Below are 14,784 nucleotides of genomic sequence, written 5' to 3'. Positions count from 1 at the left end.
CGCGCGATCCTGCGCGGAAGCATCCCTCCGACGCGAGCGTTGGCCATTCGGCCGAGTGTTCGCCGCGATCGGCGCTCGCGACAATTCTTCCGACATCAAGCGCCCGAACGGTTCGGTGCGCGATCGAATGGAAGGAGCGGTCATGAGCAAGGAAAACATGCTGCGCGGCACGATGCTGACGGTCACGCGGCGCTACGCGGCGGGCATCGACGTGAGCGAGGACGCGGTGCGCCTCGCCATCGTGAGCAGGCGGTTGAGGGCGAATGCGGCGGTGTGCGTCGAGCATCTGGAGTCGGTGGCGCTGCCGTCAGGTGCGGTGGTCGGCGGCGATTTCGTCGATCGCGCGCCTATCGTCGCGGCGTTGCGCGAGGCGTTCGGGCGGCTGCCGGAAAGCGGCGCTTGGCGTGCGCTGCGTTGCGCGATGGGCTTGCCGTCGTCGGCGACGCTTACGACGCAAGTTCCGCTCGCCCGACTCATCGACACCCACGAGCAGCTCGCAGCCCCGATCGGCGGCGATCCGCGCGGCTTGCTCGAGCCGGCCGTACTCGCCGAAGCCGAGCGCGCGGCGGGCATCGAACGCGGCGCGCTGGCGGTCGACTGGTCCGTGCAGACGCGGGAAGACGGCGACGCGCTGGTCGCGATAGCGGCGACGGCGCGGCGACACGTCGAGGCGCGGGTCGAGACCGCGGCGGAGGCGGGCATCGCGCTATCGGCCATCGACAGCGAGCCGGCCGCCGCATTACGCGCGATGCGCCATGCAGGTTCCGTCGAACTGGACGCCGACGCGCGCTATCTCGTCTGCTGGCTGGAAAGCAGCGGCTTGCACGGCTGGCTCGTCGGCTCGCGCGGCGTCGAAAACGAAGTCCGGTATCCCGCGCCCGAGCATCGGAGCATTTCGGACGCGTTGCACGAACTCGCTGGCGAACACGCGCCGCTCGATTGCATCTACGTCGGCGGGCAGATCGAGTTGATGGCGCACGCGGGCCTTCCGCTTCCCGTGCTCGGCAAGACTTTCGGCTGCGCGGCATTGCCGTTCGAAGCCGCGCCGTATTGCAACGGGGTGGCCGAGATTCAGACGGTGCACAAGCATTCGCCGCGTTTCGCGGTTGCGGTAGGCCTGGCGTTGCGCGAGGTGATGCAATGAACGCTGCCATGTTCGACGGATTCAATCTGTTGCCTTATCGCGCGCGAAAGCGACGCGAGCTACGGCGGCAGCGGCTCGCGCTGATCGGCGCGGTGACGCTCGCGGGCTGCGCGGCCGTTGGCGCCGTCGCTGGCCGCGACTTGTTCGAGCGCGCGCGACTGGATGAACGGCGTGTCGCGCTGGAGACGTCGCTGCGTGCTTCGAGCGCGCAGATCGACGAACACGCACGGCTCGTGCGCGCAGAAAGCGAACGGCGGCGCGCGCGTGAGGCCGCGCAGCCGTTGGCGTTGCCGCGCGAGCGTTTCCTCGCGCTGCTCGAAGCGCTCGCCGACTCGCCTCTTCAACGCGGCGTCGCGCTTCAACGCGTGTCGCAGCGAACGAATGAGGTCGAGCTGGCGGCGCTCGCACCCGATTCGCAGGCAGCGTCGCAATGGCTCAAGCGGCTGGAGCGCCTGCGCGGCGTGCAGGCGGTGGAAGTGATCGAAATGAAACGGCGCGCGAACGGAATTCCGTCGACGCAGCCTGCCAGGCGCGCTGCATCGACGGCCTCCGACGAGCACGCCGCGCGATTCGAGTTCGTCGCGCTGGTGCGCTATGCGCCGGATCATTCGCGCGATGAAACGGCGTCGCGTCAGGCACGTCCGGTTTTGGCGGCAACGCAGGGGGAACGCCCATGAGCACGATTCCGATGAACATCGCCATGAAGACGCGCTCGCGCGGCGCGCTCTCCATCCTGCAACCGCTCGACGACTGGTCGTGGCGACGGACCGCGTGTGTCGCGCTCGCGTTGAGTGTCGTCGTGTTTGCGTTCGGCCTGCGCGCGTGGCGCATGTCGGACGCGAGCCGGCTCGATGAAAGCCGCGTCGCGTTGGCCGCGGCACAAGCGAAGGCGCAGGACGCGGCGCGCATTGCCGACGAACTGTCCGGCTTGCGAGCGCGCGCGTCGTCGGGGCGCCTCGATCCGGAGCACTGGAGCGCCGCCGACGCGTTGCGCGCGGTCGCGGATCTGGCCGCCCAGAGCGGCGTGCGCGTCGCGGACATCGAGCCTGTCGCCGTCAAGGGCGGGGAGCCGAAGCAGCGCGAGCCGTTTCCTGAGCGCGCGCTCAAGCTGCGCGCGGACGGCAGCTTCGCGGAGCTACGGCGCTTTCTCGATGCGCTCGCCGGCCTGCCGCGACTCGTCGTTCCCGAGAACGTGCAGATCAAGCGGCAGGCGAACGCGCTCGCCATAGAAGCGACATTGCGCATCTTCGAAACGTTGCCGGCGGTCGCGCCCGCCGCAGTGTCGCGCGCCAACGCGTTCGTCATCGATCCGTTCGGCAGCGCGGACGCCGCCGCGCAGGGAAGCGACATGCTGCTGGTGGGCACGTTCGTCGCACGGCGTCGCGCGATGGCGCTTTTGCAAAGCGGCCGCGACGTCGACAGCTTCGCGCCGGGGCAGAAAATCGGCGACGAACGGCTCGGGCGCGTCGTGCCGCGCGCAATCGAACTCGCCCGAGAAGACGGCATGTCGCGCAAGCTGACTTTCGCGGAGGATCGCACGTGAGCCGGTTCGCGAAGCTTTCAGGCAGATTCATCGGAATGGCGGCTGCGCTGTCGATGTCTGCGCACACGGCGTTTGCCGCCGATAGCGCCGATGCGATCGTCCCGCCGCTTCCGCCGCTGCCCGCATCGTTCGACGCGCAGGCTGTCGACCCGCCTATCGTCGCGACGTCCGACGCGCAGCCCGCGAAGCCCGCGGCGGAGCAGGCGGAAACGGAGAAGACAGAAACGGCAGAGGCGCTGGAAGGCCCGCCCGTGCCTTTGCCGAAACTCGAGCGTCTGAGCGACGCATCGCAGAGCGACGACGACGACGGCAAGCCGATCACGCTCGATCTGAAAAACGCCGACTTGAGCGCCGCGCTGCACGCATTCGCGCGCTTCACCGGCCTGAACATCGTCGCGAGCGAAAAGGTGCGCGGACAAGTGTCGATGAATCTCGTCGCCGTGCCGTGGCGGCGCGCGTTCGACACGTTCCTCGAAGTCCACGGACTCGCGATGGAGCGGCACGGCAATGTCATTTGGGTCGCGCCGCTCGCGGAACTGGCGGCGCGCGAGAAGCTGCGGTTCGAGGCCCACGCGCGCGCCGCGGACCTCGAGCCGCTCGCGAGCCGTACGTTCGTGCTGCGCTATTCGCGCGCGGAAGAGCTGCGCAAGATGCTGTCCGGCTCGGGCAGCCAGCGCGTGCTGTCGAAGCGCGGTTCCGCCATCTCCGATGCGCGCACGAATCTGCTCTTCATCACCGATCTCGACGCTCGCGTGCGGCAGATCGCCGAACTCGTCGCGCTGATCGACAAGCCGACGCCGCAGGTGATGATCGAGGCGAAGATCGTCGAGGGCGAGGCGGGACTGTCGCGCAATCTCGGCGTCAAGCTGGGCATCGCGGCGCAGAACGATCCGGCGACCGGGTTCGCGGGCGGCGCGGACGGTGTGGTATACGATTTGTCGGCGGGGCCGATCAACGGTTTCGACGCGGCGACGGCCGGGCTCACGTTGTTCGTCGCGCAGGCCACCCGGCTGCTCAACGTGCAACTGAGCGCGCTGGAGGCGCAAGGGCGCGGACAAATCGTTTCGCGGCCGCGCGTCGTGACGGCGGACCGCGTGAAGTCGATCGTCGAGCAGGGCATGGAAGTGCCGTACCAGGCGAAGGTTGGCAATGGCATGTCGGGCGTGCAGTTTCGGCGCGCAACGCTCAAACTGGAGGTTGAGCCGCAGATCACGCCGCATGGCCACGTCATTCTCGATCTCGACATCACGAAAGACAGTGTCGGCGAGCAGACGGCGAACGGGCCGGCAATCCACACCAAGCATATCCAGACGCGCGTGGAAGTGGAAAACGGCGGCACCGTGGCGATCGGCGGCATTTATTCCGATGACGAACACGAAGACACGACCGGCGTGCCGGGACTGTCGAAATTGCCGCTGATCGGCTGGCTGTTTCGCAACGACGCGCGGCGCAGCTCGAAGAGCGAGCTCGTCATTTTGATTACGCCGCATGTGATCGCGTCGAGCGGCTAGGCCCGTCACGAGGGCCGCGAAACTCGACAAAGCGGGCGGTTTGCCCTTAAGCTGCCGCACGAACAAATTGCATCGAACTGGAAGGAAACCGAGTTGCAGGAAGGGCACGCGAACGCGAACATTTTTTTCGTCGGACTCATGGGGGCGGGTAAAACCACCGTGGGACGTGCGGTTGCGCGCCGTCTGCAGCGCTCCTTCATCGATTCGGATCATGAGATCGAGGCGCGCACGGGCGCCCGCATCCCGGTGATCTGGGAACTCGAGGGCGAAGCGGGTTTCCGCCAGCGCGAGGCGAACGTCATCGACGAGCTGTCGCAGCGCGATGGCATCGTGCTCGCGACGGGCGGCGGCGCGGTGCTACGCCCCGACAATCGCGAACATCTGAAGAATCGCGGCATCGTCATCTATCTGCGCGCCAATCCGCACGATCTCTGGCAGCGCACACGGCGCGACAAGAATCGCCCGCTGCTGCAGACCGAAGATCCGCGCGGCAAGCTCGAAGCGCTCTTTCAGGCGCGCGATCCGCTGTACCACGAATGCGCGCATTTCGTCGTGGAAACCGGACGGCCGACCGTGAACGCGCTCGTCAATATGGTCCTGATGCAACTGGAGGTCGCCGGCGTCGTCAAACCGGCCTGAAGATCACATGTCCGCCATGATTACCGTCAACGTCGAACTGGGCGAGCGCGCCTATCCCATTCATATCGGTGCAGGGCTGATCGGCCGCACCGAGCTCTTTGCTCCGCACATCAAGGGCGCGTCCGTGGCGATCGTCACGAACTCGACCGTCGATCCGCTCTACGGCGAGCAGTTGCGCGCGGCTCTCGCGCCGCTCGGCAAGAAAGTCACGACCGTCGTGCTTCCGGACGGCGAAGCGCACAAGAACTGGGAAACGCTCAACACGATCTTCGACGCGCTCTTGACCGAGCGCGCCGACCGCAAGACGACGCTGATCGCGCTAGGCGGCGGCGTCGTCGGCGACATGACGGGCTTCGCGGCCGCATCGTACATGCGCGGCGTGCCGTTCATCCAGGTGCCGACCACGCTGCTCTCGCAAGTGGATTCGTCGGTGGGCGGCAAGACGGGCATCAATCATCCGCTCGGCAAGAACATGATCGGCGCGTTCTATCAGCCGCAAGCGGTAATCGCGGACATCGGCGCGCTGCACACCTTGCCGGAGCGCGAGCTGGTGGCGGGCATCGCGGAAGTCATCAAGACGGCCGCCATCGCGGACGCCGAATTCTTCGACTGGATCGAAAGCAATATCGACGCGCTGAATCGCCGCGACGACGACGCCCTCGCGCACGCGGTGAAGCGTTCGTGCGAGATCAAGGCGTCGGTGGTGGCATCCGACGAGCGCGAGGGCGGGCAGCGCGCGATTCTCAATTTCGGCCATACGTTCGGTCATGCGATCGAAGCCGGTCTCGGCTACGGCGAATGGCTGCACGGCGAGGCGGTCGGTTGCGGCATGGTGATGGCGGCGGATTTGTCCGTGCGCCTCGGCAGGCTCGACGAAGCCGCGCGCCAGCGTCTCGTGCGCGTGATCGAAGCGGCGAAGCTGCCGGTCACGGCGCCGAAGCTCGGCGACGACCGCTACGTCGATCTGATGAAGGTCGACAAAAAGGCCGAAGCCGGTGAAATCAAATTCATTTTGCTGACTCGCTTCGGCGCGACCGAGATCACGAGCGCGCCAGATCAGGCCGTGCGCGCGACGCTCGCAGCCAGCGTCTGATCCGCGCGAGCGGCGGCCAGAACCATGACGATGCGGAGCAGCCGGTGAGCGAAGAAGAGCATCAAGTTTTGCCGGGCGCGCCGTCGACGCTCGCGCTCGAAGCGCATCTCGCGGCGTACGCCGCGCACGCGTCGCAATCGCGCGGACGGCGTTTCGCCGAAGCGCCCCCGGCGGCGCGCACCGAGTTCCAGCGAGATCGCGACCGCATCGTGCATTCGACCGCGTTTCGGCGGCTCGAATACAAGACGCAGGTCTTCGTCAATCACGAAGGCGACCTGTTTCGCACGCGCCTCACGCACAGCCTCGAAGTCGCGCAGATCGCGCGTTCCGTCGCGCGCAATCTGCGGCTGAACGAGGATCTCGTCGAAGCCATTTCGCTCGCGCACGATCTCGGCCATACGCCGTTCGGTCACGCCGGACAGGACGCGCTGCACGACTGCATGCGCGATCACGGCGGCTTCGAGCACAACCTGCAAAGCCTCGCGGTGGTCGATCAGCTCGAAGAGCACTACGGCGCGTTCAACGGCCTGAACCTGTGCTTCGAGACGCGCGAAGGCATTCTCAAGCATTGCTCGCGCGAGAACGCGCGCAAGCTCGGCGATCTCGGCGAGCGCTTTCTCACGGGCAAGCAGCCTTCGCTCGAAGCGCAGATCGCCAATGTCGCCGATGAAATCGCGTACAACAATCACGATGTCGACGACGGCCTGCGCTCCGGCCTCATCACGCTCGAGCAGCTTGCCGAAGTGAGCCTCTGGCACACGCATTTCGACGCGGCGCGCGCGGAGTATCCGGACATCGAAGGGCGCAGGCTCATTCACGAAACCATCCGCCGCATCATCAATACGCTGATCGTCGATCTGATCGAGGCGACGAGCCGCAATCTCCAACGCGTCGCGCCGCAATCGCTCGACGACGTGCGCAACGCGCCCACGCTCGTCGCGCACAGCGATGAAGTCGCGGCACAGGCGGCGCAACTCAAGCGTTTCCTGTTCAAGAACCTGTACCGGCACTATCGCGTGATGCGTATGGCCAACAAGGCGAAGCGCGTCGTGACGGGCCTTTTCGAAGCCTTCTCCGACGATCCGCGTCTCTTGCCGCCCGCGTATCAGGCGCGCGGACCGGTGACGGAGGAATCGGCGAACGACGCGGCTTCGTCGAGCCACGACAGTTCGCAGGCGCGGCTCATCGCGCATTACATCGCCGGAATGACGGACCGTTACGCATTGAAGGAATATCAACGACTGTTTGTCATCGATAACAATTAACTTATAACGTTTCATACGGAGACTCATCGATGGTCCGCAAGCCCCTGTTTCGCCTGGTCACGACCGCTGCCGCCTTGACGTTCGGCGTCAGCACCGCCGCGCACGCCGCGACGGAAATCCAGTTCTGGCACGCGATGGAAGCCGCGCTCGGCGAGCGCGTGAACGACATCGCCAACGATTTCAACAAGTCTCAGAGCGATTACAAGATCGTCCCGGTGTTCAAGGGCACGTATGACCAGGCGCTCGCAGCGGGCATCGCGGCGTATCGCAGCGGCAATGCGCCCGCGATCCTGCAAGTCTACGAAGTCGGCACCGCGACGATGATGCAGGCGAAAAAGGCCGTCATCCCGGTCTCCGACGTGTTCAAGCAGGCCGGCGTGCCGCTCGACGAAAAGGCGTTCGTGCCGACCATCGCCGGTTACTACAGCGACGCGAAGACCGGCCATCTCATCTCGATGCCGTTCAACAGCTCGACGCCCGTTCTCTACTACAACAAGGACGCGTTCAAGAAGGCCGGCCTCGATCCGAACCAGCCGCCGAAAACCTGGGCCGATGTCGAAGCCGACGCGAAGAAGCTGAAGGCCGCGGGCTATTCGTGCGGATATTCGTCGGGCTGGCAGAGCTGGATTCAGCTCGAGAACTACAGCGCGTGGCACGCCGCGCCGTTCGCGACGAAGAACAACGGCTTCGACGGCCTCGATGCGAAGCTCGAATTCAACAAGCCGCTGCAGGTCGCGCACATCCAGTTCCTGCAAAACATGGCGAAGGAAGGCACGTTCACGTATGTCGGCCGCAAGGACGAGCCGGTGTCGAAGTTCTATAGCGGCGATTGCGGGATCATCACGAATTCGTCGGGTTCGCGCGCGACCATCGCGAAATTCGCGAAGTTCGATTACGGCGTCGGCATGATGCCGTACGACGCGAATGTGAAGGGCGCGCCGCAGAACGCGATCATCGGCGGCGCGAGTCTGTGGGTTCTGGCGGGCAAGGATCCGGCCGTCTATAAGGGCGTCGCCAAGTTCCTCGCGTATCTCGCGACGCCGGAAGTGGCGGCGAAGTGGCATCAGGACACGGGCTATCTGCCGGTCACGCAGGCCGCGTACGAGCTCACGCAAAAGCAGGGCTTCTACGACAAGAATCCCGGCGCGGACATCGCGATCAAGCAGATGCTGAACAAGCCGCCGCTCGCGTACACGAAGGGCCTGCGCCTCGGCAACATGCCTCAGATCCGCACGATCGTCGACGAAGAGCTCGAGCAAGTTTGGGCCGAGAAGAAGACGCCGCAACAGGCGCTGGACGCGTCGGTGCAACGCGGCGACGAACTGCTGCGCCGCTTCGAGAAGGCGGGCAATTAAGGTCACGCGCCCGCGTGTAGAAGCGCGGGCGCTTCCGGGAAATCAAAGCATGGAAAAGCGCTCTCGTTTCGATACGAGCGTCTTGCCGTATCTGCTCGTCGCGCCACAACTCGCGATCACCGCGCTGTTCTTTCTCTGGCCCGCGGGCGAAGCCCTCTGGCAGGCCACGCAAAGCCAGGATGCGTTCGGCACGTCGAGCGAGTTCGTCGGCCTGCAGAACTTCAAACAACTGTTCGCCGATCCGCTCTACCTGTCGTCGTTCAACACGACGATGATCTTCTGCGCGCTCGTCACCGTGTCGGGCCTCGTGATCTCGCTTCTGCTCGCCGCGTGCGCCGATCGCGTGACGCGCGGCGCGAAGGCGTATCAGACGCTGCTCATCTGGCCGTATGCGGTCGCGCCCGCGATCGCCGCCGTGCTGTGGTCGTTCCTGTTCAATCCGAGCATCGGGCTCGTGACGTATGCGCTGGCGAAGCAGGGCGTCATCTGGAATCACGCGTTGAACGGCACGCAGGCCATGTTCCTCGTCGTGCTCGCGTCGGTGTGGAAGCAGGTCAGCTACAACTTCCTGTTCTTCTATGCGGGTCTTCAGGCGATCCCGAAATCGCTGATCGAAGCCGCCGCCATCGACGGGGCCGGTCCGGTGCGCCGCTTCTTCGGCATCGCGCTGCCGCTCCTGTCGCCGACGTCGTTCTTTCTGCTCGTCGTGAATCTCGTCTACGCGTTCTTCGATACGTTCCCCGTCATCGACGCCGCGACCGGCGGCGGTCCCGCGCAATCGACCAAGACGCTCATCTACAAGATCTTCGCGGAAGGCTTCCAGGGACTCGACATCGGCAGTTCGGGCGCGCAGTCGGTCGTGCTGATGGTGATCGTCGTCGTGCTCACCGTGGTCCAGTTCCGCTTCGTCGAACGCAGGGTGCAATACTCATGATCGAAAACCGTCGCGGCTTCGATATCTTCTGTCACGCGGTGCTGTTGCTCGGCGTCGCGCTGATCGTGTTTCCTGTGTACGTCGCGTTCTGCGCGGCCACGATGAATTCGAAGGAAGTGTTCAGCGTGCCGCTCTCGCTCGTGCCGAGCACCCATCTGTTCGAGAACATCGCGTATATCTGGGCGCACGGCAGCGGCAACGCGGCCGCTCCCTTCGGACGCATGCTGGCGAACAGTCTCGTGATGGCGCTGGTCATCTCCATCGGCAAGATCGCGGTGTCGATCGTGTCCGCCTATGCAATCGTCTTCTTCCGCTTTCCGCTGAAGAACCTCGCGTTCTGGCTCATCTTCATCACGCTGATGCTTCCCGTCGAAGTGCGTATCTTCCCGACGGTGCAAGTCGTTTCGTCGATGCATCTGTCGAACACGTATGCGGGATTGACGCTGCCGCTGATCGCCTCCGCAACGGCTACGTTCCTCTTCCGGCAGTTCTTCATGACGCTGCCCGACGAACTGATGGAAGCGGCGCGCATCGACGGCGCGGGGCCGCTGCGTTTCTTCTGGGACGTTGTGCTGCCGCTTTCGAAGACCAACATCGCGGCGCTTTTCGTCATCACGTTCATCTACGGCTGGAATCAATATCTCTGGCCGATTCTCATCACCAACGAAGTGTCGCTGCAGACGGCGGTGGTCGGCATCAAGAGCATGATCGCGTCCGGCGACACAGCGACCGAATGGCACTACGTGATGACCGCGACGCTGCTCGCGATGCTGCCGCCGCTCGCGGTCGTCCTGACGATGCAGCGCTGGTTCGTGCGCGGACTCGTCGATTCCGAGAAATAAAACATGGCTGCATTGAATCTAAAAAGCGTCAAGAAAACATACGACGGCTCGAACTACGTACTGCACGGCATCGACGCCGCGATCGAGGACGGCGAATTCGTCGTGATGGTCGGGCCGTCGGGCTGCGGAAAGTCGACTTTGCTGCGCATGGTCGCGGGGCTCGAAAGCGTGTCCGAAGGCGCGATCGAAATCGGCGGCAAGGTCGTGAACAAGCTGGAGCCGAAGGATCGCGACATCGCGATGGTTTTTCAGAACTACGCACTTTATCCGCACATGAGCGTCGCGCAGAATATGGCGTACGCGCTGAAGATCGGCGGCGCGGACAAGAAGACCATCGAGTCGCGCGTCGCGAATGCCGCGCGTATCCTCGAACTCGAACATCTGCTCGAACGCAAGCCGCGCGAATTGTCGGGTGGTCAGCGGCAGCGCGTTGCAATGGGCCGCGCGATTGTCCGCGAGCCGGCGGTGTTCTTGTTCGACGAACCGTTGTCGAATCTCGACGCCAAGCTGCGCGTGCAGATGCGCCTCGAAATTCAGCGGCTGCACGCGCGTCTCGCGACCACGAGCCTTTACGTTACGCACGATCAGATCGAAGCCATGACGCTCGCGCAGCGCGTCATCGTGATGAACAAGGGTCACGCGGAGCAGATCGGCGCGCCGACCGCAGTGTACGAACGCCCGGCAACCGTATTCGTGGCGAGCTTCATCGGATCGCCGGCGATGAATCTGCTCGAAGGACGTCTGTCCGAAGACGGATCGACTTTCGAGATCGCGGGCGGCGGTCCGAAGCTGCCGGTCGCGGGCGCGAATGGCGTGACGAGCGCGATGCACGGGCGCGAGTGGATCGTGGGCATTCGTCCCGAGCATATGACGCCCGGCAACGAAAACGCGCCAAGCGCCACGCTCGATGTGGATTCGGCTGAACTGCTTGGCGCGGACAATCTCGCGCACGGCAAGTGGGGCAAGCACGACGTCGCAGCGCGCTTGCCGCATGAGCATCGCCCGCAGCGTGGCGAGCGGTTGAGCGTATCGTTGCCCGCGCGGCATCTGCATTTTTTCGATCCGGCAACGCGACTGCGCGCGAACTAAAGGAGGCGATGCGATGAGAACCTGGCCTTATCCCGCGATCGTCGCGCATCGCGGCGGCGGCAAACTCGCGCCGGAGAACACGCTCGAAGCAATCGACGTGGGCGCGCGCTTCGGCCACACGATGATCGAGTTCGACGCGAAGCTTTCTGCTGACGACATCGTCTTCCTGCTGCACGACGACGCGGTCGATCGAACGTCGAACGGACGCGGCGCGGCAAAAGCGATGACCTACGCGCAGTTGCGCGCGCTCGATGCAGGCACCTGGTTCGGCGCCGAATTCGCAAACGCGCGTATGCCGACGCTCGCCCAAGTGCACGAGCGATGCGTGAAGCATGGGCTTGCGGTGAACATCGAGATCAAGCCGAGTCAGGGGCGCGACGTGGAAACAGGCGTGCTCGTCGCGCGTGAGGCGGCGCACTTGTGGGCAGACGCTGAAGTTGCGCCGCTGATGTCGTCGTTCTCATATGCGGCGCTGGAAGCCGCACGCGACGTCGCGCCGAATCTTCCGCGAGGGATGCTTTACGAGCGCGTTCCCGTGAACTGGCGCGCGCAAACTTCAGCGTTATCGTGTGTGTCGCTGCACGCGAACCATCGCACGCTCGATGAAGCGCTCGTCGCGCAGATCAAGGATGCCGGCTTGCGCATTCTCGCCTACACGGTGAACGATCCGGCGCGCGCGCGGTTGCTCGCGCAATGGGGCGTCGATGCGATCTGCACGGATCGCATCGACATTATTGGCGCGGATTTTCTGGAGGCGTCGTAGGGTTGAAATGTCAGCGAACGCGAGCGAGCAGCACGCCCGCAACCAGCGCCAACCCGCCAACCAATGCAATGGTTTGCCAGGGCTTTTCGTGAAGGAAGGCGTCGGCGTCTTCGAACGCTGCGCCCGCGCGCTCGCGAAGCGCCGCGTGCGTGTCGTTCAGACGTGCGCGCGCGCTGACGAGCCGGTCGCTGATCTGCGCGCGTAGCGCAGCCGCATCGGCCGACGTGCCTTCGGCCAGGGTGTTTTCGAGTTCGCTGAGAAGGGTGCGCAGTTCGGAGCCGATATCCTCGGCTGCTTCGCGGCCATGCCGTGCCATGCGTCGTGCGCGGCGGCTCGTCGTGGTCCAGGAATCTCCGATGGCGTCTCGCGTGTTAGGCAGTGCGTTCATAGATCGCTCCGTCGATGGATGAGTCGTGGATAGCCCGCGCGAGGTGGCGGGGAAACTCATCATGCAGCAAATTCGATGCCGATGCTTCGACGTTGCGCAGAGCTTCGGTAAGCGCGACCGCGAAACACATTCCGCGCGCAATCGCGCGTAAGAACTGCAAGCAATCCGTTTTACGAAGGTCACATTTACAAGGGCGATGCAAAAAGTAACGCCGGCATATGTGAATCATGCCGGCGTTATCTCTTTTTTTGGCGCTTATATCGTCGTTACATGCTTGTGAGCAGTCTCACTTCAGAATCGATAGCCCACTCGCAAATATGTGACGATCGGGTTCAGGGTGATTTTCGCCTGCGATTGAACGTTGAGCGTGCCGACAGGCGTTTGAGCCTGCGTGTTCAACTTCGCGGTGGCCTTCAACGGAATGAACGACACGGAAAATCCGGCGAACCAGTGCTCCGTGAAATTGTAGGTTGCGCCGACATTAAACACGGGCGCCCACGAACTATCCGTGTCGACGGTGGTCGGACCATGCAGGACCGAGCCCTCGAATTGCTGATTCGTGATCTGCGCGTCGGTAAACCAGGTGCGCGTCACGCCAAGACCCACGAACGGACGGAACTTCGCCGTGGGAGCATTGAAGAAGTATTTGAATAGCAGCGTCGGGCTCCACTGCTTCGCGCTGCCGAGCTTTCCGTACTGGGACAAGGTGCCCTTGCCTTCGAGATCGAACGTGGGCGGCACGCCCATTTCGAGTTCGGCGGCAATGTGGTCGGTCGCGAAGTAGCCCAACGTGAAGCCGGCGGTGTCGGCGCTCGAAATGCCTGCGCCTGTGCCGGGAACGTCGATATTGACCGGAGATCCGCCTACACTTGTTTCTTTGAGCGGACCACTACTGTCTTGCGGGGCGAAGTGAAACCAGCCTGCTGTTGCATAGAAGGATCCAGCAGATTGCGCATGTGCCGCGGTGGACACACACGCTAATGCCGCGATCCCCGTGATGACTTGTTTTATTTTCAATTTGTGCTCCTCCGAAAAAGCACGCTCATTATGAACACAAGATTTCACATTAACCATAGCGGTGCCGTAGAGCATTCTCCCTAGGGCAAAGAGCGGCTTTGGGGTCTGGTTGCACGGCAATTGCATGTGTTTTGTCCACGCTGCCGCAACGGCTCCAAAAGGTCCCCGAACGGGGTAACACAAACGCGTCCAACGGAAAATCCAGAATGGCACGGCTTGCACGACTCTACGTTCCCGAACAGCCGCAGCATGTCATCCTGCGTGGTCTCGACCAGCAACCCGCCTTCGTCGACGACCAGGACTACGAGCTCTTCATCGACTGCTTGAGGACTGCTTCACGTGATCATCACCTCTCTATCCACGCCTATGCGCTGATGCCGCAGGCGGTACATCTGCTCGTCACGCCGCGCGACGAATCCAGTCTGCCCAAAGCGATGCAAGCGGTGGGACGTCGTTACGTGGCGCACTTCAATCGTCGATACATGCGACGCGGCACGCTCTGGGAAGGCCGCTATCGCGCGACGGTCATCGAGGGCGAACGATACTTTCTGCTCGCCACGCGCGTCGTAGAAATGGCGCCCGTGCGCGCGCAACTGGTCGCGGCGCCGCAGGACTACAAATGGTCCAGCTTCCGTCATCACATCGGGCTCACGCTCGATAGCCTCATCACCGACCATCCGCTGTTCTGGTCGCTCGGCAATACGCCGTTCGAACGCCAGCACGCCTACAAGGAACTGTGCGAGCAACCGCCCGATGAGCGCGAGGCCAACCGTCTCCTGCAAGCGACACTTAAAGGCTGGGTGCTGGGCAGCGATGCCTATCGGGAATGGGCGTCGCATGCTGCCAACCGCCGGGTGTCGCCGCTGCCGCGCGGACGTCCGCGCAAGATTCGCGAAACTCCACAGACTCAATAACGGCCTTCACGGGCGTTCCTGAAGCAAAAAACGAAACGGCGTCTCGAATTTTCCGAGTCTCGCCGTTTCTTTTTCGCTAACTACGATGCGGCCCTAATATGTTGGGGCACGTTTGCACCATATCGATAATCGGTGTCAGATCATCAAGTTTTATTTGCCATCGCTTTGATTCGTCGCGTATATTTCGATTTCCGGCAATTGCCGCGGTGCAGCGTGCCGCGCACGACCGTGCTTCGTGACACATCAAGTTGAAAGAAACCGTCGCAAGCGACAAGAAAATGGTTCAA

The 14,784-nt window shown here is 63.6% G+C and carries 15 protein-coding genes; 13 read left to right on the top strand and 2 right to left on the bottom strand.

Going from position 1 to position 14,784, the window contains the following annotated elements; all coding sequences use genetic code 11:
* Positions 1-142: 142 nt before the first annotated feature.
* The 12 genes from pilM to ugpQ all read left to right on the top strand — a co-directional run bounded on the left by pilM (position 143) and on the right by ugpQ (position 12,178).
* A complete protein-coding gene (gene pilM / locus NCT05_RS15355) occupies positions 143-1,144 on the top strand; it encodes a type IV pilus biogenesis protein PilM (protein WP_175983049.1) in 1,002 nt (333 codons plus the stop codon).
* Complete coding sequence (locus tag NCT05_RS15350) at positions 1,141-1,821, top strand: PilN family protein (RefSeq protein WP_250440242.1); 681 nt, start codon at positions 1,141-1,143, stop codon at positions 1,819-1,821. Before pilM ends, NCT05_RS15350 begins: the two co-directional genes overlap by 4 nt.
* Positions 1,818-2,687 carry a type IV pilus inner membrane component PilO gene (locus NCT05_RS15345; protein ID WP_250502667.1) on the top strand — a complete coding sequence of 290 codons (870 nt, stop codon included), beginning with the start codon at positions 1,818-1,820 and terminating at the stop codon, positions 2,685-2,687. Before NCT05_RS15350 ends, NCT05_RS15345 begins: the two co-directional genes overlap by 4 nt.
* A gap of 53 nt (positions 2,688-2,740) precedes the next feature.
* Positions 2,741-4,198 carry a type IV pilus secretin PilQ gene (locus NCT05_RS15340; RefSeq protein WP_250502666.1) on the top strand — a complete coding sequence of 486 codons (1,458 nt, stop codon included), beginning with the start codon at positions 2,741-2,743 and terminating at the stop codon, positions 4,196-4,198.
* 93 nt (positions 4,199-4,291) lie between these two features.
* The gene (locus NCT05_RS15335; protein ID WP_008344080.1) at positions 4,292-4,837 is read left to right on the top strand and encodes a shikimate kinase; all 546 of its coding nucleotides are present in this window, start codon (positions 4,292-4,294) and stop codon (positions 4,835-4,837) included.
* A 16-nt stretch (positions 4,838-4,853) separates the two neighbouring features.
* Positions 4,854-5,930, top strand: a complete 1,077-nt coding sequence (gene aroB / locus NCT05_RS15330; protein ID WP_250502673.1) for a 3-dehydroquinate synthase — start codon at positions 4,854-4,856, stop codon at positions 5,928-5,930.
* Between the two features lie 44 nt (positions 5,931-5,974).
* Positions 5,975-7,195, top strand: a complete 1,221-nt coding sequence (locus NCT05_RS15325) for a deoxyguanosinetriphosphate triphosphohydrolase (protein ID WP_250435266.1) — start codon at positions 5,975-5,977, stop codon at positions 7,193-7,195.
* A gap of 29 nt (positions 7,196-7,224) precedes the next feature.
* The gene (ugpB, locus tag NCT05_RS15320) at positions 7,225-8,550 is read left to right on the top strand and encodes a sn-glycerol-3-phosphate ABC transporter substrate-binding protein UgpB (protein ID WP_034473119.1); all 1,326 of its coding nucleotides are present in this window, start codon (positions 7,225-7,227) and stop codon (positions 8,548-8,550) included.
* A 49-nt stretch (positions 8,551-8,599) separates the two neighbouring features.
* A complete protein-coding gene (gene ugpA, locus NCT05_RS15315) occupies positions 8,600-9,484 on the top strand; it encodes a sn-glycerol-3-phosphate ABC transporter permease UgpA (RefSeq protein WP_008344088.1) in 885 nt (294 codons plus the stop codon).
* Positions 9,481-10,326: a sn-glycerol-3-phosphate ABC transporter permease UgpE gene (gene ugpE / locus NCT05_RS15310; RefSeq protein WP_008344090.1), complete on the top strand. Its 846-nt coding sequence runs from the start codon at positions 9,481-9,483 to the stop codon at positions 10,324-10,326. The genes ugpA and ugpE overlap by 4 nt, the downstream gene beginning before the upstream one ends.
* A 3-nt stretch (positions 10,327-10,329) precedes the next feature.
* Entirely contained in the window at positions 10,330-11,415 is a 1,086-nt protein-coding gene (locus tag NCT05_RS15305; RefSeq protein WP_250480715.1) for a sn-glycerol-3-phosphate import ATP-binding protein UgpC, read from the top strand.
* A 13-nt stretch (positions 11,416-11,428) separates the two neighbouring features.
* Positions 11,429-12,178, top strand: a complete 750-nt coding sequence (gene ugpQ / locus NCT05_RS15300) for a glycerophosphodiester phosphodiesterase (RefSeq protein ID WP_250502665.1) — start codon at positions 11,429-11,431, stop codon at positions 12,176-12,178.
* Positions 12,179-12,188: 10 nt separating this feature from the next.
* Here the strand turns inward: ugpQ and NCT05_RS15295 are convergent, their stop codons facing one another.
* Positions 12,189-12,566, bottom strand: a complete 378-nt coding sequence (locus NCT05_RS15295; RefSeq protein ID WP_033536968.1) for an ElaB/YgaM/YqjD family protein — start codon at positions 12,564-12,566, stop codon at positions 12,189-12,191.
* A gap of 291 nt (positions 12,567-12,857) precedes the next feature.
* Complete coding sequence (locus NCT05_RS15290; RefSeq protein WP_034473121.1) at positions 12,858-13,583, bottom strand: OmpW/AlkL family protein; 726 nt, start codon at positions 13,581-13,583, stop codon at positions 12,858-12,860.
* Positions 13,584-13,789: 206 nt separating this feature from the next.
* Here NCT05_RS15290 and NCT05_RS15285 point away from each other — a divergent pair, with 206 nt between their 5' ends.
* The gene (locus NCT05_RS15285) at positions 13,790-14,497 is read left to right on the top strand and encodes a transposase (RefSeq protein WP_008344100.1); all 708 of its coding nucleotides are present in this window, start codon (positions 13,790-13,792) and stop codon (positions 14,495-14,497) included.
* Positions 14,498-14,784 lie beyond the last annotated feature (287 nt).

This window comes from Caballeronia sp. AZ7_KS35, assembly GCF_023631045.1.
GTDB classification, from domain to species: domain Bacteria; phylum Pseudomonadota; class Gammaproteobacteria; order Burkholderiales; family Burkholderiaceae; genus Caballeronia; species Caballeronia zhejiangensis.
The sequence above is the reverse complement of the archived record's forward strand: the minus strand, read 5'-3'. Positions and strand labels throughout refer to the sequence as shown.